Here is a 25,348-nt window from a genome sequence, read left to right on the forward strand (position 1 = left end):
TCAGTTGTCCCGGCCGCACGCAGCCGGGAAAGTTCACCCCCGAAGAATACCGATGACTGCTACAGCGCCGCACGAAGCGGGCTTTTCCATCACCGTCGAGCCCAGCGGGCGCCACTTCGTGGTCCAGGGCGACGAAACCATCCTCGCGGCCGGCATCCGCCAGGGCATCGGCCTCCCCTACGGCTGCAAGGACGGCGCCTGCGGTTCCTGCAAGTGCAAGAAGCTCTCGGGCGAGGTCACGCTCGGCCCGCACCAGAGCAAGGCGCTGAGCGCCGAGGAACAACTGGCCGGCTACGTGCTGACCTGCTGCGCCCACCCGACGAGCGACGTGGTGCTCGAGTCGCGCCAGGTCACCGAGGCCGGCGCGCTGCCGATCCGCAAGATGCCGGTGCGCGTGATGGCGCTCACGCGCCAGTCGCACGACGTGATGATGCTGCGCCTGCAGCTGCCGGCCGGCGAGCCGCTGCAGTTCTATGCGGGCCAGTACGTGGAGTTCATCCTGCGCGACGGCGCGCGCCGCAGCTACTCGATGGCCAACGCGCCGCACACGGTGGCCGTGCCGGGCACGGGCCTCGAACTGCACCTGCGGCACCTGCCGGGCGGCAAGTTCACCGACCATGTCTTCGGCGCGATGAAGGAAAAAGAGATTCTGCGCATCGAAGGCCCGTTCGGCAGCTTCTTCCTGCGCGAGGACTCCGACAAGCCGATGATCCTGCTGGCCTCGGGCACGGGCTTCGCACCGATCAAGGCGCTGCTCGAGCACATGAAGTTCAAGGGCATCGAGCGGCCCGCCGCGATCTACTGGGGCGGGCGCCGCCCCGAAGACCTGTACATGGACGCCTGGCTGCGCGAGCAGCTGGCCGCGATGCCGAACCTGCGCTACGTGCCCGTGGTGTCGAACGCCACGCCGGAAGACAACTGGACCGGCCGCACGGGCTTCGTGCACCAGGCGGTGCTGGAAGACTTCACGGACCTGTCGGGCCACCAGGTGTATGCCTGCGGCGCGCCGATCGTGGTCGATTCGGCCAAGCGCGACTACGTGGCATTGGCTGGCCTGCCCGAAGAAGAGTTCTTCGCCGACGCCTTCACCACCGAAGCCGACAAAGCCCTGCCCTGAGCCTTCGCGCTCCCCTTCCCTTTCCGTAGAACAACATGAAGACGAGACACTTCCTCCTGACCCTGATCGCCGGCGCCACGGTGTTTGCCACCAGCCACGCGGTCGCACAACAACACCGCCCGATCCGCCTCGTCGTCCCCTACGCGGCCGGCGGCCCGATCGACAACACGGCGCGCATCCTGGCCGAGCAGGTGAAAGACACGCTGGGCGGCCCCGTCATCATCGACAACAAGCCCGGCGCGGGCGGCAACATCGGCGCCGACTTCGTCGCCAAGGCGCCGGCGGACGGCCTCACGATCGGCATCGCGGCCACGGCCACGAACGCGGTGAACCCGTGGCTGTACAGCAAGATGCCGTTCAACGCCGCGACCGACTTCGCGCCGATCACGCAGATGGTGCGCGTGCCCAACGTGCTGGTGATGAACGCCGAGACGGCCAACCGCCTGAACATCCGCACGCTGGCCGACCTGATCCGCTACGCCAAGGCCAACCCGGCCAAGCTCAACTACGCCAGCGGCGGCAACGGCAGCGCCGGCCACCTCGCGGGCGAGCTGTTCAAGAAGGAAGCGGGCATCTTCGCGGTGCACATTCCGTACAACGGCGGCAACCCGGCGCAGCTGGCGCTGCTGTCGGGGCAGGTCGACTTCAACTTCGACAACCTCGCCACGGCCGCGCCGAACATCCGCTCAGGCAAGCTGAAGGCGATCGCGGTCACGACGCTCAAGCGCAGCAGCGCCCTGCCCGACGTGCCGCCCGTGGCCGACACGCTCAAGGGCTTCTCGATCGACACTTGGTGGGGCCTGGTCGCGCCGGCCGGCACGCCGCCCGAGGTGGTCGCGAAACTGAATCAGGCCTTCGTCGCCGCGCTGAACGCACCGGAAACGAAGACCCGCTTCGCCTCGATGCTGGCCGAGCCCGTCGGCAACTCGTCCGAGCAGTTCGGCAGCTTCATGAAGAGCGAACTCGCCAAGTACGAGAAGGTGGTCAAGGCCACCGGGGCGAAGGTGGACTGACGAGGTCGTCCAGGGGCGCTGCGGCCTGCGTGTCGGTGGCCGCAGCCACGGCCGCCGCCGCTTCGGCCGCCCCGCTCTGGTAGGTGCGCAGGCCTGCGAGGTCGAGCACTTCCACCCCCCCGTGCTCGATGCGCAACAGGCCGTCGCGCTGCAGCGCATGCAGCGCGCGGTTGGCACGCTGGCGCGACACCGCCGACAAGAGGCCGATCTCGTCCTGGCTCAACCGCACGAAGCGGGTGGCGCGCGGATAGAGGATGGGGTCGAACAGGCTGGCCAGGCAACGCGCCACGCGCGCGTCGGGGCCGAGCAGCCGATCGAATTCCATGAGGCCGATGAACAGGCTCAGCCGCGCATTGATGTGTAACAACAGAAACCGATTGAAGTCGATGCTGGTGGACATCAGCCGCTCGAAGCTGTGTCGCGGCACGCAGGCCACGCGCGTAGGCCGCAGCGCCACGCCGTCGTAGCGCCAGCATCCGGGGGTGAGCAGCGAGCCTTCGCCGCCCCAGCCGCCGGCGGTCACGCCGGTGAAGGTGGACACGCGCCCGTCGGGCAGCGACACCGACATCTTCATGAGGCCGTCGATCACGCCGATCCAGTGATCGGCCGGCTCGCCGCGCCGCACGACGAAGCCGCCGGCCGGCACCACGCGCTCGTGCGACTCCTGGACGACGCGGTCGAGTTCGTCGTCCGTGAGCGCGCGCGCCCACAGGCTCTCGCGAAGCATGTTCTCCAACGCGTTCGACATCGCGCCTCCTGCTGTCGTCCCTCGTGACATCGCATCGGCCGATCCGTCGCAGGCGCCGGTCGGCGGGGTCCGTAAGAAATGTCGTTGCAACGACATCTTCGGCGCGGCGATGGTGCCACAGTCATCCGCGTTCGCCAAACAACAAGGAGACAACGATGAAGCGTTCGAACAAGGACCCGCGCCCCGCGCGCGGACCCGACGGCGGGGATGCGCGCGGCCTGCGCCGGCGCGACGTGCTGGGCTACGCCACGGCCGCGCCGCTGGCATCGGCGGCGGCCGGCATCGCCGGGCTCGGCGCCCTCACAGCGCCCGCCTCTGCAGTCGCTGCGCTGCTGCCCATGACCCCGCCCGACACCACCGACCTGATCGACATCGGCGACGCGGTCACGCTCACGTCGCTGCCGACCATGCCGCTGGTGAAGGTGACGAACACCGGCGACGGCCGCGTGCGCCTGGCGCTGCCGCGCCTCGAAGTGGGCCAGGGCATCGCCACGGCCAGCGCCATGATGCTGGCCGACAAGCTGCGCCTGCCGCTGAGTGCCATCGAAGTCACCTCGGCCGACGCGAGCCCCGAGCTGATCTGGAACCAGCTCACGGGCGGCTCGTCGAGCGTGCGCTCGATGCACGCCGGCATGCCGGTGCTGGGCGGCCTCGGCGGCCTGCTCTCGGGCTCGACGCCTTCGGTGGTCGGCCAGCGCGTGACGCGGCTCGATGCGCTGGACATCGTCACCGGGCGCAAGAAGTTCACGCTCGACCAGGCGGTGCCCAATGCCAAGCCGACGATGGTGCGGCGCCCGCCGACCATCAACGGCAAGTTCGTTGGCATCAACAACCTGAACACGGTGATGGGCATGCCGGGCGTGATCGGCGTGGTGCCGATTCCCGCCACCAACGGCATCACGCCGACGCCGCCCGGCGTGGCGGTGATGGCCGAGACCTTCGGCCAGGCCTGGGCCGCCGTGAACGCGCTCGACGTGACCTGGGCCGCCGGCCCGCTCGACGGCGAGTCGAACGCCACCATCATGCGCAAGCTGAAGTCGTCGCTGCTGCCCTTTGCACTGCCGCCGCTGGGCGCGCTGACGGTCGAGGCCGAGTTCGAGTTCGCGCCGGCCGCGCACTGCCCGATGGAAGTCGAATGCGCGATTGCCGATGTGCGAGCGGATCGCGCCGAAATCTGGGCCGGGCTGCAAAGTCCCATCGTCACCCAGCAGGCGGTGGCCGCCGAGCTGGGCCTGCCGCTGAACAAGGTCGTCGTGCATGCGGTGCCCTCGGGCGGCTCCTTCGGGCGGCGCCTGTTCTGGGACCCGGTGCTGCAGGCGATCCAGGTGTCGAAGGCGCTGGGGCGCCCCTGCCGCCTGATGTACCACCGCACCGACGACATGCGCCACACGCGCATCCGCCCGCCGATCTACCAGAAGGCGCGCGCCACGATGCTGCTGGGCCAGGTCATCGCCTTCGAGCAGCGCATCGCCAGCGTGCGGCTGGACACGCGCCACGGCTTCGGCAACATGCTCGAGGCCGCCGCCATCGCGCTGCCCAACGCCTTCCCGCAGACGGTGGGCAACTTCGCGATCGAGCAGGTGATGTTCAAGACCATGGTGACCTCGCCGTACAACTTCGGCGTCACGACCAAGCTGCTGACGCCCGTGCCGATGGACATGAACACCTGCTCCTACCGCTCGGTGCACATCCAGCCCGCGCGGCTGGTGGAAGAGATCCTGGTCGACGAGATGGCCCGCGCCGCGCGCAAGGACCCGGTCGCCTTCCGGCTCGAGTACCTGCGCCTGCCGCGTGCCCGCGCGGTGCTGAAGGCGGTGGCGGAGGCCGCGCAATGGGGCAAGGCGATGCCGGCGGGCTTTGCGCAGGGCGTGGGCGTGCACCAGGAGTCGAAGTCGTTCACGGCCTGCATCGTCGAGATCGACGCGCGCGTGCCGGCGCAGGCCCGCGTGGTGCGCGCGACCATCGCCATCGACGTCGGCACGCCGATCAACCCCTCGGGTATCGAGGCGCAGCTGCAGGGCGGCCTGTGCGAATCGATCGCGCTGGTGCTGTCGGCGGGGCTGCACATCCAGAACGGCCTGCCGCTGGAAGGCAGCTACTCGCAGTACCACTTCTCGCGCATGAAGCACTACCCGAAGGACGTGAAGATCATCATCCTGCCGGCCAACGGCGAGGCCATCGGCGGGCTGGGCGAGGTCGGCCTGTCGGCGAGTTCGGGCGCCATTGCCAACGCCTACGGGCGCGCCACCGGCATCAAGCCGCGCAGCTTCCCGCTGAACTTTCCGGTCGACTTCACGCCGATCCCGCCGGGCAAGCTGCCCACGCCCGTCAACGTTCCGATCCCCGCCTGAGGAGACCCGCCATGCCTGTGCAATCTTTCAAGGTGAACGGCCAGAACGTCGACGTCGAAGCGCCCGACGACCTGGCGCTGCTGTGGGTGCTGCGTGACAAGCTCGGCATCACCGGCCCGAAGTACGGCTGCGGCATCAACGTGTGCAAGGCCTGCACCTGCCACGTCGACGGCAAGGCCGTGACGACCTGCTCGGTGCGCGTGTCCGACGTGCGCGGGCGCCAGGTGACGACCATCGAGGGCCTGGCCAACGGCAACACGCTGCACCCGGTGCAGCAGGCCTGGATGAACCTGGACGTGCCGCAGTGCGGCTTCTGCCAGCCGGGCCAGATCATGGCCGCGGTCGACCTGCTGCGCCGCACCCGCACCCCGACGGACGCCGACATCGACGCCATCGAGAACGTGTGCCGCTGCGGCACCTACGGGCGCATCCGCGAGGCGATCAAGGCCGCCGCCGCGATGATGGGATAGGACCAGACGAAAAAACGGCCAGCCACCGCGCTCTGCGGTGCTGGCCGGTTGGCGCTTGCGGCGCTTACTCGCCGAGGTAGGCGGCGCGCACGCGCGGGTCGCGCAGCAGTTCCTTGGCGTCGCCGTTCATCGTGATGAGGCCCGACTCCATGACGTAGCCACGGTCGGCCAGTTGCAGCGCGCGGTTGGCGTTCTGCTCCACCAGCAGGATCGTGACGCCTTGCGACGCCACGGTCTGCACCACCTCGAAGATCTTGTCGCACATGATCGGCGACAGGCCCATGGTGGGCTCGTCGAGCAGCAGCACCTTCGGACGCGCCATGAGCGCGCGGCCCATGGCCAGCATCTGCTGTTCGCCACCGGACATCGTGCCGGCCAGCTGGTCCTTGCGCTCGCGCAGGCGCGGGAAGGTCACGAACACGCGCTCCATGTCGCTGGCGATCTCGGCCTTGTCGTTGCGGATGTAGGCGCCGATCTGCAGGTTCTCGGTGATCGTCATGCGCGTGAACACGCCGCGGCCCTCGGGCACCATCACGAGGCCCTCGCCCACCAGGTCCCAGGCGCCGCGGCCCTTGATGCTGCGGCCCAGGAACTCGATGTCGCCCGCGCCGGCCGGCAGCGTGCCGGTGATGGCCTTCATGGTGGTGGTCTTGCCGGCGCCGTTGGAGCCGATGAGCGAGACCAGCTCGCCCTCGAACACGTCGAAGTCCACGCCCTTCACGGCCTGGATGCCGCCGTAGCCCACCTTCAGCCCACGGACCTTGAGCAGGTTCTTGCCTGCGGCCTTGGCGGCGGCCGGTGCCGTCGCGGTTGCCATCGTTGCTTCTGCGGTGCTCATCTCAGTGTCCTCCGGTGCCGAGGTAGGCCTCGATCACCTTTTCGTTCTTCTGTACCTCGACCGGGTTGCCCTCGGCAATCTGCTTGCCGTAGTCGAGCACGGTGACGCGGTCGCACAGGCCCATGATGAGCTTGACGTCGTGTTCGATGATCAGGATCGTGCGGTTGTCCTTGCGAATGCGGTCGATGAGCTCGCGCAGCAGGACCTTCTCGGTCGAGTTCATGCCGGCGGCCGGTTCGTCCAGCGCGATGAGCTGGGGGTCGGTGGCCAGGGCGCGCGCGATCTCGAGGCGGCGCTGGTCGCCGTAGCTCAGCGTGCGCGCCTTGTAGTCGGCGAACTTGCCGATGCCCACGTAGTCGAGCAGCTCCTGCGCGCGCTTGGCGATGGCCGCTTCCTCGGCCTTGAAGCCCTTGGTGCGCAGCATGGCGCCGAACACGCCGGAGTGCGTACGGATGTGGCGCCCGACCATCACGTTCTCCAGGGCCGTCATTTCGGCGAAGAGGCGGATGTTCTGGAAGGTGCGCGCGATGCCGGCCTTGGCCACTTCGTGCACGGCCGTCGGCTGGTAAGGCTTGCCGGCCAGTTCGAAGGTGCCGCTGTCGGGCGTGTACAGCCCGGTGATCACGTTGAAGAAGGTCGTCTTGCCGGCGCCGTTGGGCCCGATCAGGCCGTAGACCTGGCCGCGCTTGATGGTGATGCCCACGTCCGAGAGGGCCTGCAGCCCGCCGAAACGCTTGGAGATGCCGCGAACGTCGAGGATGGTGTCTGTCGTCATGTCTGTGTGTCCTTGGCTCACGGATTGATGGACATGGGACGCGATGCCGCACCCGGCACTTCGTCAGCGGGGCTGTCGATGCCCGGTGCGTGGGTCTGGAGCGTTCCGGGCGCCACGGCCGCATGGGTCGGGTCGACGGGCGCGCCGTTCTTCTTGGTCAGCGTCTTGCCGTGTTCCGGCGACGGCCACAGGCCACGCGGGCGCATCAGCATGATGACGATCATGGCCAGCGCGATGAACAGCTGGCGCAGGATGGACGCGTCGAGGCGGCCGTCGGTCATCGCCTGCAGCGGGCCGGCCACGTAGCGCAGCACTTCGGGCAGCGCGGCCAGCAGCACGGCGCCCAGGATGACGCCGGGCAGGTGCCCGAGGCCGCCGAGCACGACCATGGCGACGATCATCACCGACTCCATCAGGCTGAAGGACTCGGGTGACACGAAGCCCTGGAAGGCTGCGAACATCGCGCCCGACACGCCGCCGAAACTGGCGCCCATGCCGAAGGCCAGCAGCTTCATGTTGCGGGTGTTGATGCCCATCGCCTTGGCAGCGATTTCATCTTCGCGGATGGCCATCCAGGCGCGGCCGATGCGCGAGATCTGCAGGCGGTGCGAGATGATGATGGTGGCCACCACCAGCGCCAGGAACAGGTAGTAGTACAGCGTGACCGAGGAGATCGTGAAGCCGTCGAACTTCCACGCCTTGCCGAGGTCCAGCCCCCAGAACTTGATGGAGTCGATCGCCGTGATGCCCTTCGGCCCGTTGGTGATGTTGATCGGCTGGTCCAGGTTGTTCAGGAACACCCGGATGATTTCACCGAAGCCGAGCGTGACGATCGCGAGGTAGTCGCCGCGCAGCTTCAGCGTGGGCGCCCCCAGCATCGCGCCGAGCACCCCGGCCACCACCAGCGCGAGTGGAACCACGATCAAGAGCGAGGTGTGCAGCCCGTTCGGGAACATCGCCTTGAACCACGGAAAGGTGTCCGAGAGGTGCGACGAACCCATCAGCGCGTAGAGGTACGCGCCGACCGCAAAGAAGGCCACGTAGCCGAGGTCGAGCAGGCCGGCATAGCCGACCACGATGTTCAGGCCGAGCGCGAGCATCACGTAGAGCAATGCGATGTCGGCGATGCGCACCCAGGCGTTGCCCTGGGTCTGCAACAGGATCGGCAGCGCCAGCACGGCGACCACGCCGAGGATGTAGAGCGCGAGGTTCTTGCTGTTCTTCATGGTGTGCTGCTCCTCAGGCCCGGTCCGCCACGCGCTCGCCGAGCAGACCCGAAGGCCGCAGCGTGAGCATCACGATCAGCACGATGAAAGCGAAGATGTCGCTGTAGTTGCTGCCCAGCACGCCACCCGTGAGGGTGCCGATGTAGCCGGAGCCGATGGCCTCGATGAGGCCGAGCAGAATGCCGCCGACCACCGCGCCGGCCAGGTTGCCGATGCCGCCGAACACGGCCGCCGTGAAGGCCTTGAGGCCGGGCAGGAAGCCCATCGCGTGTTGCGCGATACCGTAGTTGGAGGCGTACATCACGCCGGCGATGGCCGCGAGCACGGCGCCGATGATGAAGGTGGCCGAGATGACCATGTCGGGCCGGATGCCCATGAGCGCCGCGACGCGCGGGTTCTCGGCGGTGGCGCGCATCGCGCGGCCGAGCTTGGTGTAGTTGACCAGCCACATCAGGATCACGAGCGAGAACGCCGTGACGCTGAGGATCATGACCTGCGTGGGCGAGATCACGGCGCCGCCCACGTGGATGGGGTCGGTCGGCAGGAGGTTGGGATACGCCTTGTTGGTGGGCTTCCAGATGATCATGGCCAGCGTCTGCAGCAGGATCGACACGCCGATGGCGGTGATGAGCGGTGCGAGCTTGGGGCTGTTGCGCAGCGGCCGGTAGGCCACTTTCTCGATCACGAAGTTGAGGCTTGCCGCGACGACGCAGGCAATGATCAGCGCAACGAAGAGGATCAGCCAGCCCGGTGTGTTGGGCATTCCGTCCTTCATGAGCCCGATGATGGTCCAGCTTGTGAGCGCCCCCACCATCAGCACTTCACCGTGCGCAAAATTGATCAGATTGATGATGCCGTACACCATGGTGTAGCCCAAGGCTATCAAGGCATACATGCTGCCGAGAACCAGACCGTTGATGATCTGCTGCAGCAATATTTCCATAACGCGATTCCCTATGTGTTGCACCTTGCGGGTGCCATTCACCTACCGAGGCACCGGTTTGGCGCCACTGGCTTGACAAGCAAAAAACCAGCCAACATGTGTCGCCGGCAGATTTGGTGGGCGGGATTGTAGACACGCCCCGGCGCTGTTTTGGGGCGGGATGACCGGGGTTTACCCGCTCACTTCATGCTGTATGCGCGTGAAGTCATGCAGATGCGCAAACCTGTATCAGCGATCTGAATTTGTGTTGAGGCGACGCAGTTCGCGCAGCTTTTCCGCGATGCGGATTTCGAGTCCACGCTCGACCGGTTCGTAGAACACCTGGCCTTCCAGGCCCTCGGGCAGGTAGCGCTCGCCGGCGGCGAAACCGCCCTCCTCGTCGTGCGCGTAGCGGTACCCCTTGCCGTAGTCGAGCTCCTTCATGAGCTTGGTCGGCGCATTGCGCAGGTGCATCGGGACCGGGCGCGTGCTGTCTTTCTTCACCAGCGCGCGCACCGCGTTGTAGGCCTTGTAGACCGCGTTGGACTTGGGCGCGATGGCCAGGTAGACCACGCATTCCGCCAGTGCCAGCTCGCCTTCGGGGGTACCCAGGCGCTCGTAGACCTCGGCCGCATCGAGCGCCAGGCGCAGCGCGCGCGGATCGGCCAGGCCGATGTCTTCGCTGGCCATGCGCACCAGGCGGCGCGCCATGTAGCGCGGGTCGGCGCCACCGTCGAGCATGCGCACGAACCAGTAGAGTGCGGCGTCGGGGTCGCTGCCGCGCACCGATTTGTGCAGCGCGCTGATGGTGTCGTAGAACTGCTCGCCGCCCTTGTCGTAGCGGCGCATGCGCTCGCCGAGCACGCGCAGCAGCCACTCGTCGGTGATGTTCGTGAGCTTCTCGGCGCCGGCCGCAACCGCCAGCGTCTCCAGCGTGTTGAGCAGGCGGCGCGCGTCGCCGTCCGCGTAGGCGACCAGGCGGTCGATGGCCGCCTCGTCGATGGCCGGAACCGCCTGGATCGCTTGCGCCTTGGCGACGATCTGCTTCAGGTCGCCTTCGTTGAGCGACTGCAGCACGTACACCGCCGCCCGCGACAGCAAGGCCGAATTGACTTCGAACGACGGGTTCTCGGTGGTCGCGCCGATGAACGTGAACAGGCCCGACTCGACGTGCGGCAGGAACGCGTCCTGCTGGCTCTTGTTGAAGCGGTGCACCTCGTCGACGAAGACGATGGTGCGCTGCTGCGTGAGCCCGTCGCGCGCGGCCGTGGCCTGCTCGACCGCCTCGCGGATGTCCTTCACGCCGCCCAGCACCGCGCTGATGCTCAGGAACTGCGCGTCGAAGGCGTCGGCCATGAGCCGCGCGATGGTGGTCTTGCCGGTGCCCGGCGGCCCCCAGAGGATGCAGGAGTGCGGCTGGCCCGACTCGAAGGCGATGCGCAGCGACATGCCCGGACCGAGCAGGTGCTGCTGGCCGATCACTTCGCCGAGCGTCTTGGGACGCAGGCGCTCGGCGAGGGGCTGGTGGGTGCGCGGGGCCAAACCGGGGACTGTCCTGCTGAGGGTGATTACTGCTTGAGCACGTCGGCACCCGCGGGCGCCTTGAAGTCGAAGGTGCTGGCGGGCAAGGCCGGGTTCACCTCGACCTTGCTGAACTTGAGCACCGAGCGCTGGCCGAAGCTGTCCAGGATCTCGAGGGCCGCGAGCGCGTCACCCTGGAAGCCGACCATCACGCTCTGCAGCTGGCCGTCCTTGTTCTTCGGCGTGGCCTTGACCCACTGCAGGCCGTCGCGCTCGGGCGCGGCTTCCAGCGCGAAATCGGCCTGCAGGGCGCGCAGGTCGGCGGCGGAGGCAATCAGCGCGGCGGGCGTCGAACCCAGCGCCTGCGCCTGGGTGCGCTGCGTGACCTGGTTCAGATCGGCGTCGTAGAGCCAGAGCGTCTTGCCGTCGGCCACGATGCTCTGGGCAAAGGGCTTGCGATAGTCGAACTTGAATTTGCCGGGGCGATGGAATTCGAAGGTGCCGGTCGAGGTCTTCACGCGGCCCGGCTGGCCCTCGCGCGGCGGGGCCGTCACGGTCTGGGTGAACTCGGCGCGGCCGGACTTGACGGTCTTCACGAAGGCTTCGAGGCTTTCGAGCCCGTCGGCCCAGGCACTGCCGGCCACCGTGCAGATCAGGCCGGCCAACAGCCAGAGGCGGGTTTTCTTCATGGGGGATTCCTCGGAAAAACGTTGCTGCGATGTCCATCGACACTACCCGCCGCAGATGCCGGCATCTGTAGGCTTTGATGAAGATTTGCAGCGGCACTGGTGCGCGTTTGCAAATTGCCTCTCAGCACGTAACCAGTCCTGGCGCGGTGGTGATGGGGGTCGTCGTCGATGGTGCGCCGGCGGGTCACTCCGCCTGGCGCGCGGGCACGAGGATCTCGCGCTGGCCGCTGCCGCTCATGGCGCTCACGAGGCCGGCTTTTTCCATGTCCTCGACGAGGCGCGCGGCGCGGTTGTAGCCGATCTTCAGGTGGCGCTGCACCAGCGAGATGCTGGCCTTGCGGTTCTTGAGCACGACCTCGACCGCCTGGTCGTACATCGGGTCCTTTTCGCCGTCGCCGCCGCCGAGCAGGTCGCCGTCACCGTCGCCATCGACCGTGCCGCCTTCGAGCACGCCTTCGATGTAGTCGGGCTCGCCCTGGCTCTTGAGGTAGGCCACCACGCGGTGCACTTCCTCGTCGCTCACGAAGGCGCCGTGCACGCGGATCGGCAGGCCCGTGCCGCTGGCCATGTAGAGCATGTCGCCCATGCCCAGCAGCGCCTCGGCGCCCATCTGGTCGAGGATGGTGCGGCTGTCGATCTTGGAGCCCACCGAGAACGCGATGCGCGTGGGGATGTTGGCCTTGATGAGGCCGGTGATCACGTCGACGCTGGGGCGCTGCGTGGCCAGGATCAGGTGGATGCCGGCGGCGCGGGCCTTTTGCGCAAGGCGGGCAATCAGCTCTTCGATCTTCTTGCCGACCACCATCATCAGGTCGGCCAGCTCGTCGATGATGACCACGATGTGCGGCTCGCGCTTGAGCGGTTCCGGATCGTCCGGCGTGAGGCTGAAGGGGTTGTAGATGAACTCCTCGCGCGCCTTGGCTTCGTCGATCTTGGTGTTGTAGCCGGCCAGGTTGCGCACGCCGAGCTTGCTCATGAGCTTGTAGCGGCGCTCCATCTCGGCCACGCACCAGTTCAGGCCGTGCGCCGCCTGGCGCATGTCGGTGACCACGGGCGCCAGCAGGTGCGGGATGCCTTCGTAGACCGACATTTCGAGCATCTTCGGGTCGATCATGAGCAGGCGGACGTCGCGTGCCTCGGCCTTGTAGAGCAGCGACAGGATCATCGCGTTGATACCGACCGACTTGCCCGAACCGGTGGTACCGGCCACCAGCACGTGCGGCATCTTCGCGAGGTCGGCCACCACGGGGTTGCCGATGATGTCCTTGCCCAGGCCCATCGTGAGCATCGACTTGCCCTCGTTGTAGACCTGCGAGCCCAGGATTTCACTGAGCTTGATCGACTGGCGCTTGGCGTTCGGCAGCTCGAGCGCCATGTAGTTCTTGCCCGGGATGGTCTCGACCACGCGGATCGACACCAGCGAGAGCGAACGCGCCAGGTCTTTGGCCAGGCCGAGGATCTGCGAGCCCTTGACGCCGGTGGCGGGCTCGATCTCGTAGCGCGTGATGACGGGGCCGGGCGAGGCGAGCACCACGCGCACCTCGACGCCGAAGTCCTTGAGCTTCTTCTCGATCATGCGCGAGGTCATCTCGAGCGTGTCGGAGGACACCGTTTCCTGGCGCACCAGCGCGGCGTCGAGCAGGTCGACCTGCGGCAGCTTGCTGTCGGGCAGTTCCTTGAAGAGCGGCTTCTGGCGCTCCTTGACGACGCGATCGCTGCGGGGCACCTCGGTCATCGCGGGCTCGATCTGCACGGGCGGCGATGCGGGGCGGCGCTTGGGCGCGACTTCTTCCTCTTCGTCGTCGAAGCTCGGCTCGAGAGGGCCGGCGTCGCCGAACGCGGCCTCCTTGCTGGGGCGCATTTTCTTGGCGCGCGGCGCGGGCGCCAGCTCTTCCTCGTCGCCGGCGCGTTCGCGTGCGGCCTGCTTGCCCATGGCGATGTCGGCGGCCATTTCGCGCTTTTCACGGCGCGACTCGAACAACGAATAAGCCCGCGCGCCGATGCGCTCGGCGATCAGGCTCCAGGAGAAACGGAACACCAGCGCCGAACCGATCACGCCGCCGGCGATGGCGACCAGCGCCGAGCCCGTGAAGCCCAGCCAACGCACGCTCGCCGGTCCCACGAGGTAGCCCAGGGCGCCACCGCCCGAACCCGGCAGGTGCGATTCGAGGCGGTACAGGCGCGACCATTCGAGCACCGCGCTCGCGCACAGCAGCAGGACCAGGCCGAACCAGAAAGCCAGCCGGCTGCGGTTGAAGCGACCGCGCGGGGGCTGTTCGACCGCCGGCGTCGGTTCGCCGCCGCGCAGCCAGCCGGCCAGCGACGAGAGCCACGCGCGCAGGCCCGCCGCAAGGCACCACCAGACGGAATAGCCGGCAAGGAAGTAGCTGCCATCGGCCAGCCAGGCGCCGATGCGGCCGCCCCAGTTCTTGATCTCACCGCCCGTGCCCGAGGTCGACCAGGCGGCATCGGACGGGGTGAAGCTCAGCATCGCCAGCAGCCAGAACAGAAGGGCTGCGAACCCGGCGATCAAGGTGATTTCGTGGGCGAAGCGCAGGGCGCGCAGGCGCACGGGTTGCCCTTCGGCAGCGGAAGAAGAAGAGGACGATTGAAGCGTATGGAGCGAATAGGTCATGAAAAGCACGGCGCCCGGCCCGAAAAAACGCAGGCCGGCCGCCCCGAACACTACAACAAAAGGCCGTGGACGCCGAAAGCGCCCGGCCTATGGGCTCAGGTCAGCGTCAGGAGCCGGTCCTTGATGATCACCGAGCCGTCTTCCTGGGACTGCACGAAACCGCGCTCTTCCAGGTCCTTCATGACGCGGCTCACCATTTCGCGCGACGCGCCGACCATCTTGGCCAGGTCCTGGCGGGAGATCTTGTCGCGGACCTTGAGGTTGCCCATGCCATCCTGGCTGGCGAACTCGAGCAGCGCGCGGGCGACGCGACCGTACACGTCCATCAGCGCCAGCGACTCGATCTTGCGGTCGGCGTGGCGCAGGCGCTGCACCAGGCCGCGCATGATGTTGTAGGCCATCGAGGAGTTCTCGGGCAGGCAGCGCGCGAAGGCGTCGCGGCCCAGCATGAGCACGTCGCACTGGATTTCGGTGCGCACGGTGGCCGAATGCGGCTCGTCGTCGATCAGGCTCATCTCGCCGAGGTAGTCGCCGGGGTGCAGCGTGGCCAGGATCACCTCGCGGCCACGGCTGTCGGCGCTCGTGACGCGGGCGCGGCCGGTCAGGATGATGTACAGCGCATCGGATTTCTTGCCCTGCTCCACGACGACCTCGGCGCGTTTGAAGCGCTTCTTGATGATCGCATCCGCAATGCTTGCGGACTGCGAGGCCGTCAACGACGCGAACAATGGAACGCGCCGAAGCAATTCAAGGTTGGACAGCATCGACATTAATCAATCCCTGAAACAGCGCGCGATGTGATCCTGATGCTGAGCCCATGGATTACTACAATCGCGCGCATTGAAAACACCGTGCACCCGGTGTTGAACCGGGCGGTGATACTCCCCACGTATCGCTACCACCCTGAAAATGTACACGCTGCCGCAGCGTCCATCCTAGGTTTTCTACTCATGTCCGCACCCCAACACGCCAAGGTTCTCATTCTGGGCTCCGGCCCGGCCGGCTACACCGCCGCCGTCTACGCCGCACGCGCCAACCTCCAGCCTTTGCTCATCACGGGCATCGCGCAAGGCGGTCAACTCATGACCACCACCGAGGTCGACAACTGGCCGGCCGACGTGCACGGCGTGCAGGGCCCGGAGCTGATGCAACGCTTTCTCGAGCACGCCGAACGCTTCAAGACGCAGATCGTGTTCGACCACATCAACAAGGTCGACCTGAGCAAGCGCCCGTTCACGCTCACGGGCGACAGCGGCACTTACACCTGCGACTCGCTGATCATCGCCACGGGCGCATCGGCCAAGTACCTGGGCCTGGATTCCGAAGAGAAGTTCATGGGCCGCGGCGTCTCCGCCTGCGCGACCTGCGACGGCTTCTTCTACCGCGAGCAGGAGGTCTGTGTGATCGGCGGCGGCAACACGGCCGTCGAGGAGGCGCTGTACCTCTCCAACATTGCAAACAAGGTCACACTCGTGCATCGCCGCGACAAGTTCCGCGCCGAGCCGATCCTGATCGACAAGGTCATGGAAAAAGTAGCCGAAGGCAAGATCGTGCTGAAGCTGCACAACCAGCTCGACGAGGTGCTCGGTGACGGCACGGGCGTGACGGGCATCCGCATCAAGAACACGCAGACCGGCGCGACCGAAGAGATCACGCTCAAGGGCTGTTTCATCGCGATCGGCCATCACCCGAACACCGACATCTTCCAGGGCCAGCTGGAAATGAAGGACAACTACATCCTGACCCGCTCGGGCCTGAAGGGCTTCGCGACGATGACCAGCGTGCCCGGCGTGTTCGCGGCCGGCGACGTGCAGGACAACATCTACCGCCAGGCCATCACCAGCGCCGGCACGGGCTGCATGGCCGCCCTGGACGCGCAACGCTTCCTCGAAGAGCACTGAGGCCTATCCCCACGGGGAACGGGGCGCCGGCCACCGGCCAGCGCGACCGGATTTCCCGTATCTGCGATGGTCCCCGGCCTCGCTGAGCCCGAAAGGGCTATAATCCGAGGCTTTGCCGAAACAGGGCCTACCTCCCACCGGGAGTCGGGTTGCGGCAAATCCGGGGTACCGCCACCCGTTTCTGGCGAGGTCAAGCTGTAAAACACCCTGCAATCGCCACGATTGCGCCGGTGCCAGCTGTTCAAGAAAGAGTGTCCACATGGCACGCGTATGCGACGTAACGGGCAAAGGCCCGATGGTCGGAAACAACGTTTCCCACGCCAACAACAAAACCAAGCGCCGGTTCCTGCCGAACCTGCAATACCGCCGTTTCTGGGTCGAGACCGAAAACCGTTGGGTTCGCCTGCGCGTTTCGAGCGCTGCACTGCGCCTGATCGACAAGAACGGTATCGATGCCGTGCTCGCAGACCTGCGTGCCCGCGGCCAAGCTTAAGGAGCTGAATCATGGCAACGAGCAAAGGCGGACGCGAAAAGATCAAGCTGGAATCCACCGCGGGTACCGGCCACTTCTACACGACGAGCAAGAACAAGAAGACGATGCCTGAAAAGATGTCGATCATGAAGTTCGACCCCAAGGCGCGCAAGCACGTCGAATACAAGGAAATCAAGCTGAAGTAATTCGGCCTGTTCTCCCCAAAAAACCCGCTGCTCACCCAGCGGGTTTTTTATTGCCTGTCGTTTTTGTGAAAGCAGAAAAAGGCAGGCACAAAAAAAGCCGACCCGCAGGTCGGCTTCTTCACTGGGCAAGAGCAGCAGCGCGGGAGGCGCCGGCCCTTTGCTCTTCGTCAGGCGCGCGCAGCGCGCAGGCGGGTCGAGAACTCGCGCAGGCCGGCAATGCCGCTGGCTTCCGCACGGTGGCACCAAGCCGCCAGGTCGGCCGCCAGCTGCTCGCGCGATTGCGAGGTGTTCAGCCAGAGCTGACGCAGCTCTTCGCGCATCGTGACCATCTTGTCGAGCACCGGGTGCGCGGCACGGGCCTGCACCAGATGGGTGCGCGCCGAGGCGGGCACCTTGTCGTCGTCGCGATGCAGCCAGCGCTTGGCCGCCTTGAGCACCGACAGGTCGGCGCCCTTGGCCTTCAGCACGTCGATTTCTTCGCTGGTCGCGCGGCGCATTTCGCGGGCGTAGCCGGCCATCACTTCGTAGCGGTTGGCAATGACGGCCTCGAGCGTCTTCTCGTTGGCCACGGGCTGGATGTCGCCCATCTGCATCTTCGGCGGCACCTTCTTGACCTTGGCCCAGCCGAGCTTCTGGAACACCTGGATGTAGACCCAGCCGATGTCGAACTCGTACTTCTTGACCGAGAACTTGGCCGAGGTCGGGTACGTGTGGTGGTTGTTGTGCAGCTCTTCGCCACCGATGATCAGGCCCCAGGGCATGATGTTGCGGCTGGCGTCGGACGCCTCGAAGTTGCGGTAGCCCCAGTAGTGGCCGATGCCGTTGATGATGCCGGCGGCGGTGATCGGGATCCAGAGCATCTGGACCGCCCACACGGTCAGGCCGAGCGCGCCGAACAGCGCCAGGTTGATCACCAGCATCAGGCCCACGCCTTGCCAGCTGTAGCGCGTGTACAGGTTGCGCTCGATCCAGTCATCGGGCGTGCCGTGACCGTAGCGCTCCATCGTTTCCTTGTTCTTCGATTCCTTGCGGTACAGCTCGGCGCCGCGCCAGAAGACTTCGTCGATGCCCTTGACCTGCGGGCTGTGCGGGTCGTCGACGGTTTCGCACTTCGCGTGGTGCTTGCGGTGGATGGCGACCCATTCCTTCGTCACCATGCCGGTGCCGAGCCAGAGCCAGAAACGGAAGAAGTGCGAGGGGATCGGACCGAGGTCCATCGCCTTGTGCGTCTGCGTGCGGTGCAGAAAGATCGTGACCGCTGCGATGGTGATGTGCGTGGTGACGAGCGTGTACAGCACGACTTGCCACCAGGCAATGTCCCACAGGCCGTGTCCGAGCCATTGGATGACCGCGTTCAGAACGGCGGAGTCAGGAAGCATCATTGAGTCAGGTACTCCATGGCCACACGAAGGTGCAGCCTTCAGGTAACCCGCGATTTTAGGATGTCAGGGCCAAAACGAGGCCTTTTGTCCTTCTGTCACACCGCAGATTTACCCTAGTTTGGAGCCCCGCGCCTATTTCCGGTTCCACACGGCGGCAAAAAAGCCGTCGGTGGCGTGGCGATGCGGCCACAACCGCAGGTAGCGGCGGCCGTCTTCCCCACCCGCGCAGAGGGTTTCGGCGCCCTCCACCTTGAGCGCCTGGAGCAATTCCGCGGCATCCATGGGCACGAAATCGGGGTTCGCAGCGGCAAAAGCCTCGGCGATGGCCTCGTTTTCCTCCGGCAGCACGCTGCAGGTGGCGTACACCAGCCGACCGCCCGACTTCACGAGCCGCGCCGCGCTTTGCAGGATGGCGGTCTGCTTGGCCGTCAATTCGGCCACCGACTTGGCCGATTGCCGCCATTTGAGGTCGGGGTTGCGGCGCAGCGTGCCGAGCCCCGAACAGGGCGCGTCGACCAACACGCGGTCGATCTTGCCGGCCAGGCGCTTGATCCGCTCGTCGCGCTCGTGGGCGATCGCGGCCGGGTGCACGTTCGAGAGCTTGCTGCGCGCCAGCCGCGGCTTGAGCGCGTCCAGGCGATGGGCCGAGGTGTCGAAGGCGTAGAGCCGGCCGGTGTTGCGCATGGTCGCGCCGATGGCCAGGGTCTTGCCGCCCGCGCCAGCGCAGAAATCGACCACCATTTCGCCGCGCTTGGCGTCCAGCAGCAGCGCGAGCAGCTGGGAGCCCTCGTCCTGCACCTCGATGGCGCCGCGCACGAACGCGTCGAGCTTGGTCAGCGCGGGCTTGCCGTCGATGCGCAGCCCCCAGGGCGAGAACGGCGTCACTTCAGATTTGATAGCAGCCTTCGCAAGCTCCGCCTTCACTTCGGCCCGCTTGTCGGTGAATGCATTGACGCGCAGGTCGAGCGGCGCCGGCTGCTGCAGGCTCTCGACCATCGGCCAGAAACCGTCGCCCAGCTGCGCCTTGAGCGGCGTGACCAGCCATTCGGGCAGGTTGTGGCGATGGCGTTCGAGCAGGTCATCGGGCTTGACGGCGTCGCAGTTGTCGAGCCAGCGCTTCTCGGTGTCGTTGAGCGCGCTCTTCAGGAAGTCGCGCGGGCCGTGAAAGCCCAGGATCGCCATGCGGCGCTCCTTCGAACCGCTGCCCGAGGGCGACAGGTGGTCGAACAGCAGCTTCTTGCGAAGCACGGTGTAGACGGTTTCGGCGAGCGTCGCGCGCTCGCGCGGGCCGAACTCGCGGTGGTCGCGGAAAAAGCGCGAAACGACCTGGTCGGCCGGGTGATCGAATTTCAGGACCAGGCCGACCAGATCGGCGGTGGCCTCCAACAGGGCTTTGGGATGCATAGCCCCGATTGTCTCAGCCGGCCGGCCTCGCGGCCGAAACGCCTCAGGCGCCGCGCACCCAGACGGTTCCGAAGGCCTGCCGCTCGATGTCTTCCAGCATGGGCGAATGCCCCGCCCAGAGCACGAGCGCCGCCCCCGGCAGGGTCAGGGTCTGCTCGAGTTCGCGGCACAGGTGCCAACGGTCCTCGTCGTCGAGCCCCGGCACCTCGACGAACACGATGTACGCCCGCCGCCAGGCGAACTCGCGCAGGTTCTTGCGCACCACCCACAGCCGCGACACCGGCAGGCAGCGCGCGATGTCGGCGCGCAGCTCGCCCAGCTCGTGGTCGTTCAGGTCGTGACGCGAAATCTGGCTGAAGAACGGCGTGTCGGTGATCTCTTCCCAGGCGCGCGCCTCGGCCTCCTCCGCCTCCTTGAGCCGCGCGCGCCACAGCTTGAGCCCCTGCTCGTCGTGCGGCCCCGCTTCGGCGTCCTCCAGCGAGGCGACGGCGTTCTTGGCCGCCCACCAGCGGCTGGCCACGCCCGACTGGTGCAGCCGTTCGAGCACGGCCAGGCGTTCGGCGCGCTCGCGCGCGGGCAGCATCTGGGCCAGCCCGCGCAGCGCGCCCGGGTGGTCCGGCGCGATCCGCAGCGCGCTTTCGTAGCGCGCACGCACCGGCGCCGCCGGGTCGAGCCGGCGCTCGGCGTCGGCCCACTCGACCATCTCGTCGGGCGTGTTGCGCTCGCCGCGGGCCGCCAGCACCGCGATGCGCTCGCGGATGCGCGAGCGGTGCGCGTGGTGCTGCTTCCAGTCGGCGGCGTGGGCGCGGCGCCAGGCATTGTCGAAGTGCGAGATCCACTTGTGCTTGTCGGCCAGCATGTCCAGCGCGGGCCGCTGCGACCAGGCCGGCAGCGCCGCCTTCTGGTTCAGCGCTTCCAGCCGGTCGCGCAGCACCGGATGGGTGTCGTCCAGGTCGCTGACGCGCCGCATCGCCTCGCGCAGCGCCTGGCGCGCGAACTCCTCGCTCGGCGGCGTGCGGGCGCGCTGCCGCAGGGCGGCGAACGGGCCGGGCGGCAGCGGCTCGCGCTCGGCGCGCGCCCAATGCCAGGGCCAGAACTCGCTGGCGTACCAGTTGCCCTTGATGGCCACTTCGGTGAGCGCAGCCGCGGCCACCGCGGTGCCGAGCAGCCGGCCCGAGATGCGGTCGGCCTCGTACTCGTCCTGGCGGGCCAGCGCGAAGGTCTTGGCGGCAAAGCGCGGGAAGTACCAGCGGAAGAAGGCCTGCGACACCAGCGCCATCACGCCCTCGTCGCGCTGCAGGCTGGCATCGAGCCGCAGCCACGACAGCCGTGTGCGGTAGATCCAGGCGCTCAGGCGGCCGTGGTTGCCACGCAGGTGGCCGTATTCGTGGGCCAGCACCGACAGCAGGCGCTGCCGGTCCAGCATCATCAGCAGCGGCAGGCCGATGCTCAGCGAGTTGAGCGCACCGCCGAACAGGCCGAAGCGCGGCACCTGGCTGATGCTGGCGTTGAAGTTGTCGTCCAGGTAGACGCGGTGCACCGGCGGCCCCTTGATGCGCTCGCGGATGCGGTCCAGCGCCTCGAACAGCCCGGGCGCGTCGGCGCGCGTGAGCGGCTCGCCGTCGGGCTCGTCGAAATGCACCCAGAGCGCGCGCAGGGTCGCCCAGAACAGGCCCAGCGCGAACACGAGCAGCCAGCCGCGGGTGAAGTTGAAACGCCCGTCGGCCACCGACACGACCACCCAGGCCACAATGCCCACCGCCAGCCCCAGGCAGGCCAGCACCCAGAGGTAGCCGAGCGCGGCGAACGCCGCGACGCCACGCCGGTAGCGCGCGCTGTCGTCCGCACTCGCGTGCTCGCTCAGGCGAACCAGGTGAACAAAATCCGCACGGTCCATCCGACTCCCGTCAAAGACTCATCCGACAGTTGTTACCGAAGAAAGAAGCCCCCGTTGAACGACGAAGACCTCCCTCCCCTGATCGAAACGCCCCCCGGCCGCTACCGCCACTACAAGGGCGGCGAGTACGACGTGATCGGCACCGTCCGCCACAGCGAGACGCTGGAGCCGATGACGCTGTACCGCGCCCTCTACGGTGCCCGCGGCCTGTGGGTCCGGCCCGCCGCGATGTTCGAGGAAACCATCGAGATCGACGGCCGCCCGCAGCGCCGCTTCACCCCGATCGACGCTCAGCCGCAGTGAACGTCCTTGACGCGGCCACGCGCGTCGACGCTGATGTTGAGCCGTCCGGGGTTGAGTTCCATCGTGACCGCCTGGTTCGGCTTGAGCACCCGTGCCGTGCCGGCGCCGGCACGTGCGCGCGCGGCGGCTTCAAGCTGGGGCGTCACCTGCTGGCCCACGGCAAAGCGGGCGCCTTCGGCGTTGCACTGGAAGACGGGTTCGGCCGGCGCGGCGGGCGCAGGCGCGGCGGCGCCCGGTGCCGGCGCGGGGGCCGGAGCGGCGCAGGCGGCCAGCAGGGCCGCGGTGGCCAACGTCAACAGTAGCGATTGGGTTTTCAAAGTTCTGTGCTCCCGAAAACCCAACAATATAAACAACTTTAAGCTTTGTGACTCAATGTATCCAACAGCCATCCAGCGATGGCGCGCGGATACAGCAGGTGCTCCTGGGACAGCACCCGGGCGGCCAGCGTGGCGGCCGTGTCGTCCGGCAGCACCGGCACCACGGCCTGCGCCAGGATCGGCCCGTGGTCGAGCTCGGCCGTGACCTGGTGCACCGTCACCCCCGCCACCTTGCAGCCCGCCTCGATCGCACGCTGGTGCGTGTGCAGCCCCGGAAAGGCCGGCAGCAGCGAGGGGTGGATGTTCACCAGCCGCCCCGCGTAGCGGGCCACGAAACCGGGCGTCAGGATGCGCATGAAGCCCGCCAGCACCACCAGCGCCGGCGCGTGGGCGTCGACCGCCTCGGCCAGCGCCGCGTCGAAGGCCTCGCGGCTGTCGAAGGCCTGGTGCGGCACCACGGCGGTCGCGATGCCGTGCGACGCGGCCAGCGCCAGCCCGCCGGCCTGCGCCTTATTGCTGATGACGGCGGCGATGCGCGCGCCGAAGCGCTCGGCCCAGCGGTCGCGCTCGGCGGCGCGCACGATGGCCGCCATGTTCGAGCCGCCGCCGGAGATCAGGATCACGATGTTCTTCATGGGAGGCCGGGATTATCCGTTCCCCGCCAACACCCCGATCAGCCTCCCGTCGACCCGCACGCCGGCGTGCTTGTCGCGACGCGGACACCGGATCGCAGCACGACCGTGCTAAAACTCGCAGTTCCGGAGACACCCCCGCGTCTGCGGTGGACCGATCAACACAGCGAGGCACGCATGGATTTGAGCTTCACACCCGAAGAACAGAAGTTCCGCGAAGAAGTTCGCGCATGGGTCAAGGACAACCTCCCCCAGGAGATTTCGCACAAGGTGCACAACGCGCTCGAACTGACGCGCGACGATCTGCAAGGCTGGGCCAAGATCCTCGGCAAGAAGGGCTGGCTGGGCTACGGCTGGCCCAAGGAATTCGGCGGCCCCGGCTGGACCGCCGTGCAGCGCCACCTGTTCGAGGAAGAAACCGCCCTGGCCGGCGCGCCGCGCATCATCCCCTTCGGCCCCGTCATGGTGGCCCCGGTGATCATGGCCTTCGGCAACGCCGAGCAGCAAAAGCGCTTCCTGCCCGGCATCGCCAGCGGCGAAGTCTGGTGGAGCCAGGGCTACAGCGAACCCGGCTCGGGTTCCGACCTGGCCTCGGTCAAGACCAAGGCCGAGCGCAAGGGCGACAAGTACATCGTCAACGGCCAGAAGACCTGGACCACGCTCGGCCAGCACGGCGACTGGATGTTCAACCTCGTGCGCACCAGCAACGAAGGCAAGCCCCAGACCGGCATCAGCTTCCTGCTGCTGGACATGAAGTCGCCCGGCGTCACCGTGCGCCCGATCAAGCTGATCGACGGCGGCGTCGAGGTGAACGAGGTGTTCTTCGACAACGTCGAAGTGCCCGCCGAGAACCTCATCGGCGAAGAGAACAAGGGCTGGACCTACGCCAAGCACCTGCTCTCGCACGAGCGCACCAACATCGCCGACGTGAACCGCGCCAAGCGCGAACTCGAGCGCCTCAAGCGCATCGCCAAGAGCGAAGGCGTGTACGACGACCTGCGCTTCCGCGACGAGATCGCCAAGCTCGAAGTCGACATCGTCGCCCTCGAGATGATGGTGCTGCGCGTGCTCTCCGCCGCCACCTCGGGCAAGAACTCGCTGGACGTCGCGGGCCTGCTCAAGATCCGCGGCAGCGAGATCCAGCAGCGCTACGCCGAACTGATGATGCTGGCCGGCGGCCCCTATTCGCTGCCGCTGATCCGCGAAGCCATGGAAGCCGGCTGGCAGGGCAACTTCCCCGGCGGCAACCCGGCGCTGGCACCGCTGGCATCGACCTTCTTCAACATGCGCAAGACCACGATCTACGGCGGCTCGAACGAAGTGCAGCGCAACATCGTGGCGCAAACCGTCCTGGGCTGAGGAGACACCAACATGGATTTCAATTTTTCGGAAGACCAGGACCAGCTGCGCGACGCCGTTCGCAAGTGGGTCGACAAGGGCTATGACTTCGAGCGCCGCCGCGGCATCGAGGCCAAGGGCGGCTTCTCGCGCGAGGCCTGGGACGAACTGGCCGAGCTCGGCCTGGGCGGCCTGTACATCAGCGAGGACGACGGCGGCCTGGGCATGGGCCCGGTGGCCGGCATGGTCGTGATGGAAGAACTGGGCCGCGGCATCGTGCTGGAGCCCTTCGCCCAGACGCTGATCGCCGGCGCCGTGCTCGGTGGCTACGCCGACGCGGCCACCAAGGAGAACTGGCTGCCGCGCATCGCCGGCGGCCAGGCCCTCGTGGTGCTGGCCTACCAGGAGCGCAAGGCGCGCTACCGCCTCGACGTGTGCGAGGCCACGGCCACCAAGTCGGGCAACGGCTACTCGCTGACCGGCGCCAAGAGCGTGGTGCCCGTGGGCGACGAGGCTGATGCCTTCATCGTGCCCGCCAAGGTCGACGGCAAGATCGCCCTCTTCCTGGTCGAGCGCAGCGCCAGCGGCGTCGAAGCCCGCGGCTACGGCACACAGGACGGCGGCCGCGCGGCCGAAGTCGTGTTCGACAAGGCCGACGCCACGCTGGTCACGGCCGATGGCCTGGCCGCGCTCGAATACGCGGTGGATGTCGGCATTGCCGCCACCTGCGCCGAAGCGGTCGGCGTGCTCGACAAGACGCTCGACGTCACCATCGATTACATGAACCAGCGCAAGCAGTTCGGCGTGGTCATCTCCAGCTTCCAGGCGCTGCGCCACCGCGTCGCCGACATGAAGATGCAGCTGGAGCTGGCACGCTCGATGAGCTACTACGCGACGCTCAAGCTCAACGCGCCGGCCGACGAACGCCGCCAGGCGCTGGCCCGCGCCAAGTACCAGCTGGGCACGTCGATGCGCTACGTGGCCGCGAACTCGGTGCAGCTGCATGGCGGCATCGGCGTGACCGACGAATACATCGGCAGCCACTACTTCCGCAAGCTCACGCAGCTCGAGCTCACCTTCGGCGACACGCTGCACCACCTGGGTGAAGTGTCGGCACGCATGCAGGACACCGCCGGCGTCTTCGCCTGACGGCTGTTTTCCCATAGCATCCAACGCCCGCCCGCCTTGCGC

General features: G+C 67.2%; 24 protein-coding genes. 10 read left to right on the plus strand and 14 right to left on the minus strand.

What is annotated here, in order from left to right:
- The first annotated feature begins 52 nt into the window (after nucleotides 1-52).
- Both AC1RAA_RS16235 and AC1RAA_RS16240 read left to right on the plus strand, forming a co-directional pair.
- Nucleotides 53-1,117, plus strand: a complete 1,065-nt coding sequence (locus AC1RAA_RS16235; RefSeq protein ID WP_062482994.1) for a CDP-6-deoxy-delta-3,4-glucoseen reductase — start codon at nucleotides 53-55, stop codon at nucleotides 1,115-1,117.
- Nucleotides 1,118-1,152: 35 nt separating this feature from the next.
- Nucleotides 1,153-2,130, plus strand: a complete 978-nt coding sequence (locus AC1RAA_RS16240; protein ID WP_492731274.1) for a Bug family tripartite tricarboxylate transporter substrate binding protein — start codon at nucleotides 1,153-1,155, stop codon at nucleotides 2,128-2,130.
- Here the strand turns inward: AC1RAA_RS16240 and AC1RAA_RS16245 are convergent.
- A complete protein-coding gene (locus tag AC1RAA_RS16245; RefSeq protein ID WP_095746547.1) occupies nucleotides 2,102-2,878 on the minus strand; it encodes a Crp/Fnr family transcriptional regulator in 777 nt (258 codons plus the stop codon). The two genes, AC1RAA_RS16240 and AC1RAA_RS16245, sit on opposite strands and share 29 nt — an antisense overlap.
- Nucleotides 2,879-3,033: 155 nt before the next feature.
- Between AC1RAA_RS16245 and AC1RAA_RS16250 the strand changes: the two genes are divergently transcribed.
- Nucleotides 3,034-5,229 carry a xanthine dehydrogenase family protein molybdopterin-binding subunit gene (locus AC1RAA_RS16250; RefSeq protein ID WP_492731272.1) on the plus strand — a complete coding sequence of 732 codons (2,196 nt, stop codon included), beginning with the start codon at nucleotides 3,034-3,036 and terminating at the stop codon, nucleotides 5,227-5,229.
- Nucleotides 5,230-5,240: 11 nt separating this feature from the next.
- Complete coding sequence (locus AC1RAA_RS16255; RefSeq protein WP_056572291.1) at nucleotides 5,241-5,699, plus strand: (2Fe-2S)-binding protein; 459 nt, start codon at nucleotides 5,241-5,243, stop codon at nucleotides 5,697-5,699.
- Nucleotides 5,700-5,763: 64 nt separating this feature from the next.
- Here AC1RAA_RS16255 and AC1RAA_RS16260 read toward each other — a convergent pair whose 3' ends face one another.
- The 8 genes from AC1RAA_RS16260 to AC1RAA_RS16295 form a co-directional block, all read right to left on the minus strand.
- Complete coding sequence (locus AC1RAA_RS16260; protein WP_172438340.1) at nucleotides 5,764-6,537, minus strand: ABC transporter ATP-binding protein; 774 nt, start codon at nucleotides 6,535-6,537, stop codon at nucleotides 5,764-5,766.
- 1 nt (nucleotide 6,538) lies between these two features.
- A complete protein-coding gene (locus AC1RAA_RS16265) occupies nucleotides 6,539-7,312 on the minus strand; it encodes an ABC transporter ATP-binding protein (protein ID WP_056572293.1) in 774 nt (257 codons plus the stop codon).
- A 17-nt stretch (nucleotides 7,313-7,329) separates the two neighbouring features.
- Complete coding sequence (locus AC1RAA_RS16270) at nucleotides 7,330-8,538, minus strand: branched-chain amino acid ABC transporter permease (protein WP_062481017.1); 1,209 nt, start codon at nucleotides 8,536-8,538, stop codon at nucleotides 7,330-7,332.
- Nucleotides 8,539-8,551: 13 nt separating this feature from the next.
- A complete protein-coding gene (locus tag AC1RAA_RS16275) occupies nucleotides 8,552-9,481 on the minus strand; it encodes a branched-chain amino acid ABC transporter permease (protein WP_062481019.1) in 930 nt (309 codons plus the stop codon).
- A 228-nt stretch (nucleotides 9,482-9,709) separates the two neighbouring features.
- On the minus strand, nucleotides 9,710-11,002 hold the full coding sequence (locus AC1RAA_RS16280) for a replication-associated recombination protein A (protein ID WP_139703237.1): 1,293 nt from the start codon (nucleotides 11,000-11,002) through the stop codon (nucleotides 9,710-9,712).
- A 26-nt stretch (nucleotides 11,003-11,028) separates the two neighbouring features.
- Entirely contained in the window at nucleotides 11,029-11,670 is a 642-nt protein-coding gene (gene lolA, locus AC1RAA_RS16285) for an outer membrane lipoprotein periplasmic chaperone LolA (protein WP_307587047.1), read from the minus strand.
- 184 nt (nucleotides 11,671-11,854) lie between these two features.
- The gene (locus tag AC1RAA_RS16290; protein WP_062481035.1) at nucleotides 11,855-14,305 is read right to left on the minus strand and encodes a DNA translocase FtsK; all 2,451 of its coding nucleotides are present in this window, start codon (nucleotides 14,303-14,305) and stop codon (nucleotides 11,855-11,857) included.
- Between the two features lie 95 nt (nucleotides 14,306-14,400).
- Entirely contained in the window at nucleotides 14,401-15,075 is a 675-nt protein-coding gene (locus tag AC1RAA_RS16295) for a Crp/Fnr family transcriptional regulator (RefSeq protein ID WP_062481025.1), read from the minus strand.
- 180 nt (nucleotides 15,076-15,255) lie between these two features.
- Between AC1RAA_RS16295 and trxB the strand changes: the two genes are divergently transcribed.
- From trxB to rpmG, 3 genes are all read left to right on the plus strand, one after another.
- Complete coding sequence (gene trxB / locus AC1RAA_RS16300) at nucleotides 15,256-16,206, plus strand: thioredoxin-disulfide reductase (protein WP_062481027.1); 951 nt, start codon at nucleotides 15,256-15,258, stop codon at nucleotides 16,204-16,206.
- Nucleotides 16,207-16,465: 259 nt separating this feature from the next.
- Nucleotides 16,466-16,699 (plus strand): 50S ribosomal protein L28, encoded by a 234-nt coding sequence (gene rpmB / locus AC1RAA_RS16305; protein WP_007830293.1) that lies wholly within the window; start codon nucleotides 16,466-16,468, stop codon nucleotides 16,697-16,699.
- 11 nt (nucleotides 16,700-16,710) lie between these two features.
- Entirely contained in the window at nucleotides 16,711-16,884 is a 174-nt protein-coding gene (rpmG, locus tag AC1RAA_RS16310) for a 50S ribosomal protein L33 (RefSeq protein WP_007830291.1), read from the plus strand.
- A gap of 167 nt (nucleotides 16,885-17,051) precedes the next feature.
- On the opposite strand, the gene AC1RAA_RS16315 is transcribed toward rpmG, so the two are convergent.
- From AC1RAA_RS16315 to AC1RAA_RS16325, 3 genes are all read right to left on the minus strand, one after another.
- The gene (locus AC1RAA_RS16315; protein WP_492731270.1) at nucleotides 17,052-18,266 is read right to left on the minus strand and encodes a DesA family fatty acid desaturase; all 1,215 of its coding nucleotides are present in this window, start codon (nucleotides 18,264-18,266) and stop codon (nucleotides 17,052-17,054) included.
- Nucleotides 18,267-18,398: 132 nt separating this feature from the next.
- A complete protein-coding gene (locus AC1RAA_RS16320; protein WP_492731268.1) occupies nucleotides 18,399-19,670 on the minus strand; it encodes an RsmB/NOP family class I SAM-dependent RNA methyltransferase in 1,272 nt (423 codons plus the stop codon).
- Nucleotides 19,671-19,713: 43 nt separating this feature from the next.
- Complete coding sequence (locus AC1RAA_RS16325) at nucleotides 19,714-21,567, minus strand: M48 family metallopeptidase (RefSeq protein WP_492731266.1); 1,854 nt, start codon at nucleotides 21,565-21,567, stop codon at nucleotides 19,714-19,716.
- Between the two features lie 54 nt (nucleotides 21,568-21,621).
- On the opposite strand from AC1RAA_RS16325, the gene AC1RAA_RS16330 reads away from it, so the two are divergent.
- A complete protein-coding gene (locus AC1RAA_RS16330) occupies nucleotides 21,622-21,870 on the plus strand; it encodes a DUF1653 domain-containing protein (protein ID WP_062483076.1) in 249 nt (82 codons plus the stop codon).
- Here AC1RAA_RS16330 and AC1RAA_RS16335 read toward each other — a convergent pair.
- Together AC1RAA_RS16335 and purN are read right to left on the minus strand one after the other, a co-directional pair.
- Nucleotides 21,858-22,166: an I78 family peptidase inhibitor gene (locus AC1RAA_RS16335; RefSeq protein ID WP_223301392.1), complete on the minus strand. Its 309-nt coding sequence runs from the start codon at nucleotides 22,164-22,166 to the stop codon at nucleotides 21,858-21,860. The two genes, AC1RAA_RS16330 and AC1RAA_RS16335, sit on opposite strands and share 13 nt — an antisense overlap.
- Nucleotides 22,167-22,225: 59 nt before the next feature.
- Nucleotides 22,226-22,822, minus strand: coding sequence for a phosphoribosylglycinamide formyltransferase (purN, locus tag AC1RAA_RS16340; protein ID WP_492731264.1), 597 nt, complete (start codon nucleotides 22,820-22,822; stop codon nucleotides 22,226-22,228).
- Between the two features lie 174 nt (nucleotides 22,823-22,996).
- Between purN and AC1RAA_RS16345 the strand changes: the two genes are divergently transcribed.
- Both AC1RAA_RS16345 and AC1RAA_RS16350 read left to right on the plus strand, forming a co-directional pair.
- Nucleotides 22,997-24,178 carry an acyl-CoA dehydrogenase family protein gene (locus tag AC1RAA_RS16345; protein ID WP_062482930.1) on the plus strand — a complete coding sequence of 394 codons (1,182 nt, stop codon included), beginning with the start codon at nucleotides 22,997-22,999 and terminating at the stop codon, nucleotides 24,176-24,178.
- A 12-nt stretch (nucleotides 24,179-24,190) separates the two neighbouring features.
- On the plus strand, nucleotides 24,191-25,306 hold the full coding sequence (locus AC1RAA_RS16350) for an acyl-CoA dehydrogenase family protein (protein ID WP_095746552.1): 1,116 nt from the start codon (nucleotides 24,191-24,193) through the stop codon (nucleotides 25,304-25,306).
- Nucleotides 25,307-25,348 lie beyond the last annotated feature (42 nt).

The sequence above is a fragment of the Variovorax sp. GW823-FHT04F07 genome (assembly GCF_058795995.1).

Coding starts and splice junctions, on each gene's coding strand:
- AC1RAA_RS16235 (WP_062482994.1), top strand. CDS start 53: ATGACTGCTACAGCGCCGCACGAAGCGGGCTTTTCCATCACCGTCGAG.
- AC1RAA_RS16240 (WP_492731274.1), top strand. CDS start 1,153: ATGAAGACGAGACACTTCCTCCTGACCCTGATCGCCGGCGCCACGGTG.
- AC1RAA_RS16245 (WP_095746547.1), bottom strand. CDS start 2,878: ATGTCGAACGCGTTGGAGAACATGCTTCGCGAGAGCCTGTGGGCGCGC.
- AC1RAA_RS16250 (WP_492731272.1), top strand. CDS start 3,034: ATGAAGCGTTCGAACAAGGACCCGCGCCCCGCGCGCGGACCCGACGGC.
- AC1RAA_RS16255 (WP_056572291.1), top strand. CDS start 5,241: ATGCCTGTGCAATCTTTCAAGGTGAACGGCCAGAACGTCGACGTCGAA.
- AC1RAA_RS16260 (WP_172438340.1), bottom strand. CDS start 6,537: ATGAGCACCGCAGAAGCAACGATGGCAACCGCGACGGCACCGGCCGCC.
- AC1RAA_RS16265 (WP_056572293.1), bottom strand. CDS start 7,312: ATGACGACAGACACCATCCTCGACGTTCGCGGCATCTCCAAGCGTTTC.
- AC1RAA_RS16270 (WP_062481017.1), bottom strand. CDS start 8,538: ATGAAGAACAGCAAGAACCTCGCGCTCTACATCCTCGGCGTGGTCGCC.
- AC1RAA_RS16275 (WP_062481019.1), bottom strand. CDS start 9,481: ATGGAAATATTGCTGCAGCAGATCATCAACGGTCTGGTTCTCGGCAGC.
- lolA (WP_307587047.1), bottom strand. CDS start 11,670: ATGAAGAAAACCCGCCTCTGGCTGTTGGCCGGCCTGATCTGCACGGTG.
- AC1RAA_RS16290 (WP_062481035.1), bottom strand. CDS start 14,305: ATGACCTATTCGCTCCATACGCTTCAATCGTCCTCTTCTTCTTCCGCT.
- AC1RAA_RS16295 (WP_062481025.1), bottom strand. CDS start 15,075: ATGTCGATGCTGTCCAACCTTGAATTGCTTCGGCGCGTTCCATTGTTC.
- trxB (WP_062481027.1), top strand. CDS start 15,256: ATGTCCGCACCCCAACACGCCAAGGTTCTCATTCTGGGCTCCGGCCCG.
- rpmB (WP_007830293.1), top strand. CDS start 16,466: ATGGCACGCGTATGCGACGTAACGGGCAAAGGCCCGATGGTCGGAAAC.
- rpmG (WP_007830291.1), top strand. CDS start 16,711: ATGGCAACGAGCAAAGGCGGACGCGAAAAGATCAAGCTGGAATCCACC.
- AC1RAA_RS16315 (WP_492731270.1), bottom strand. CDS start 18,266: ATGATGCTTCCTGACTCCGCCGTTCTGAACGCGGTCATCCAATGGCTC.
- AC1RAA_RS16320 (WP_492731268.1), bottom strand. CDS start 19,670: ATGCATCCCAAAGCCCTGTTGGAGGCCACCGCCGATCTGGTCGGCCTG.
- AC1RAA_RS16325 (WP_492731266.1), bottom strand. CDS start 21,567: ATGGACCGTGCGGATTTTGTTCACCTGGTTCGCCTGAGCGAGCACGCG.
- purN (WP_492731264.1), bottom strand. CDS start 22,822: ATGAAGAACATCGTGATCCTGATCTCCGGCGGCGGCTCGAACATGGCG.
- AC1RAA_RS16345 (WP_062482930.1), top strand. CDS start 22,997: ATGGATTTGAGCTTCACACCCGAAGAACAGAAGTTCCGCGAAGAAGTT.
- AC1RAA_RS16350 (WP_095746552.1), top strand. CDS start 24,191: ATGGATTTCAATTTTTCGGAAGACCAGGACCAGCTGCGCGACGCCGTT.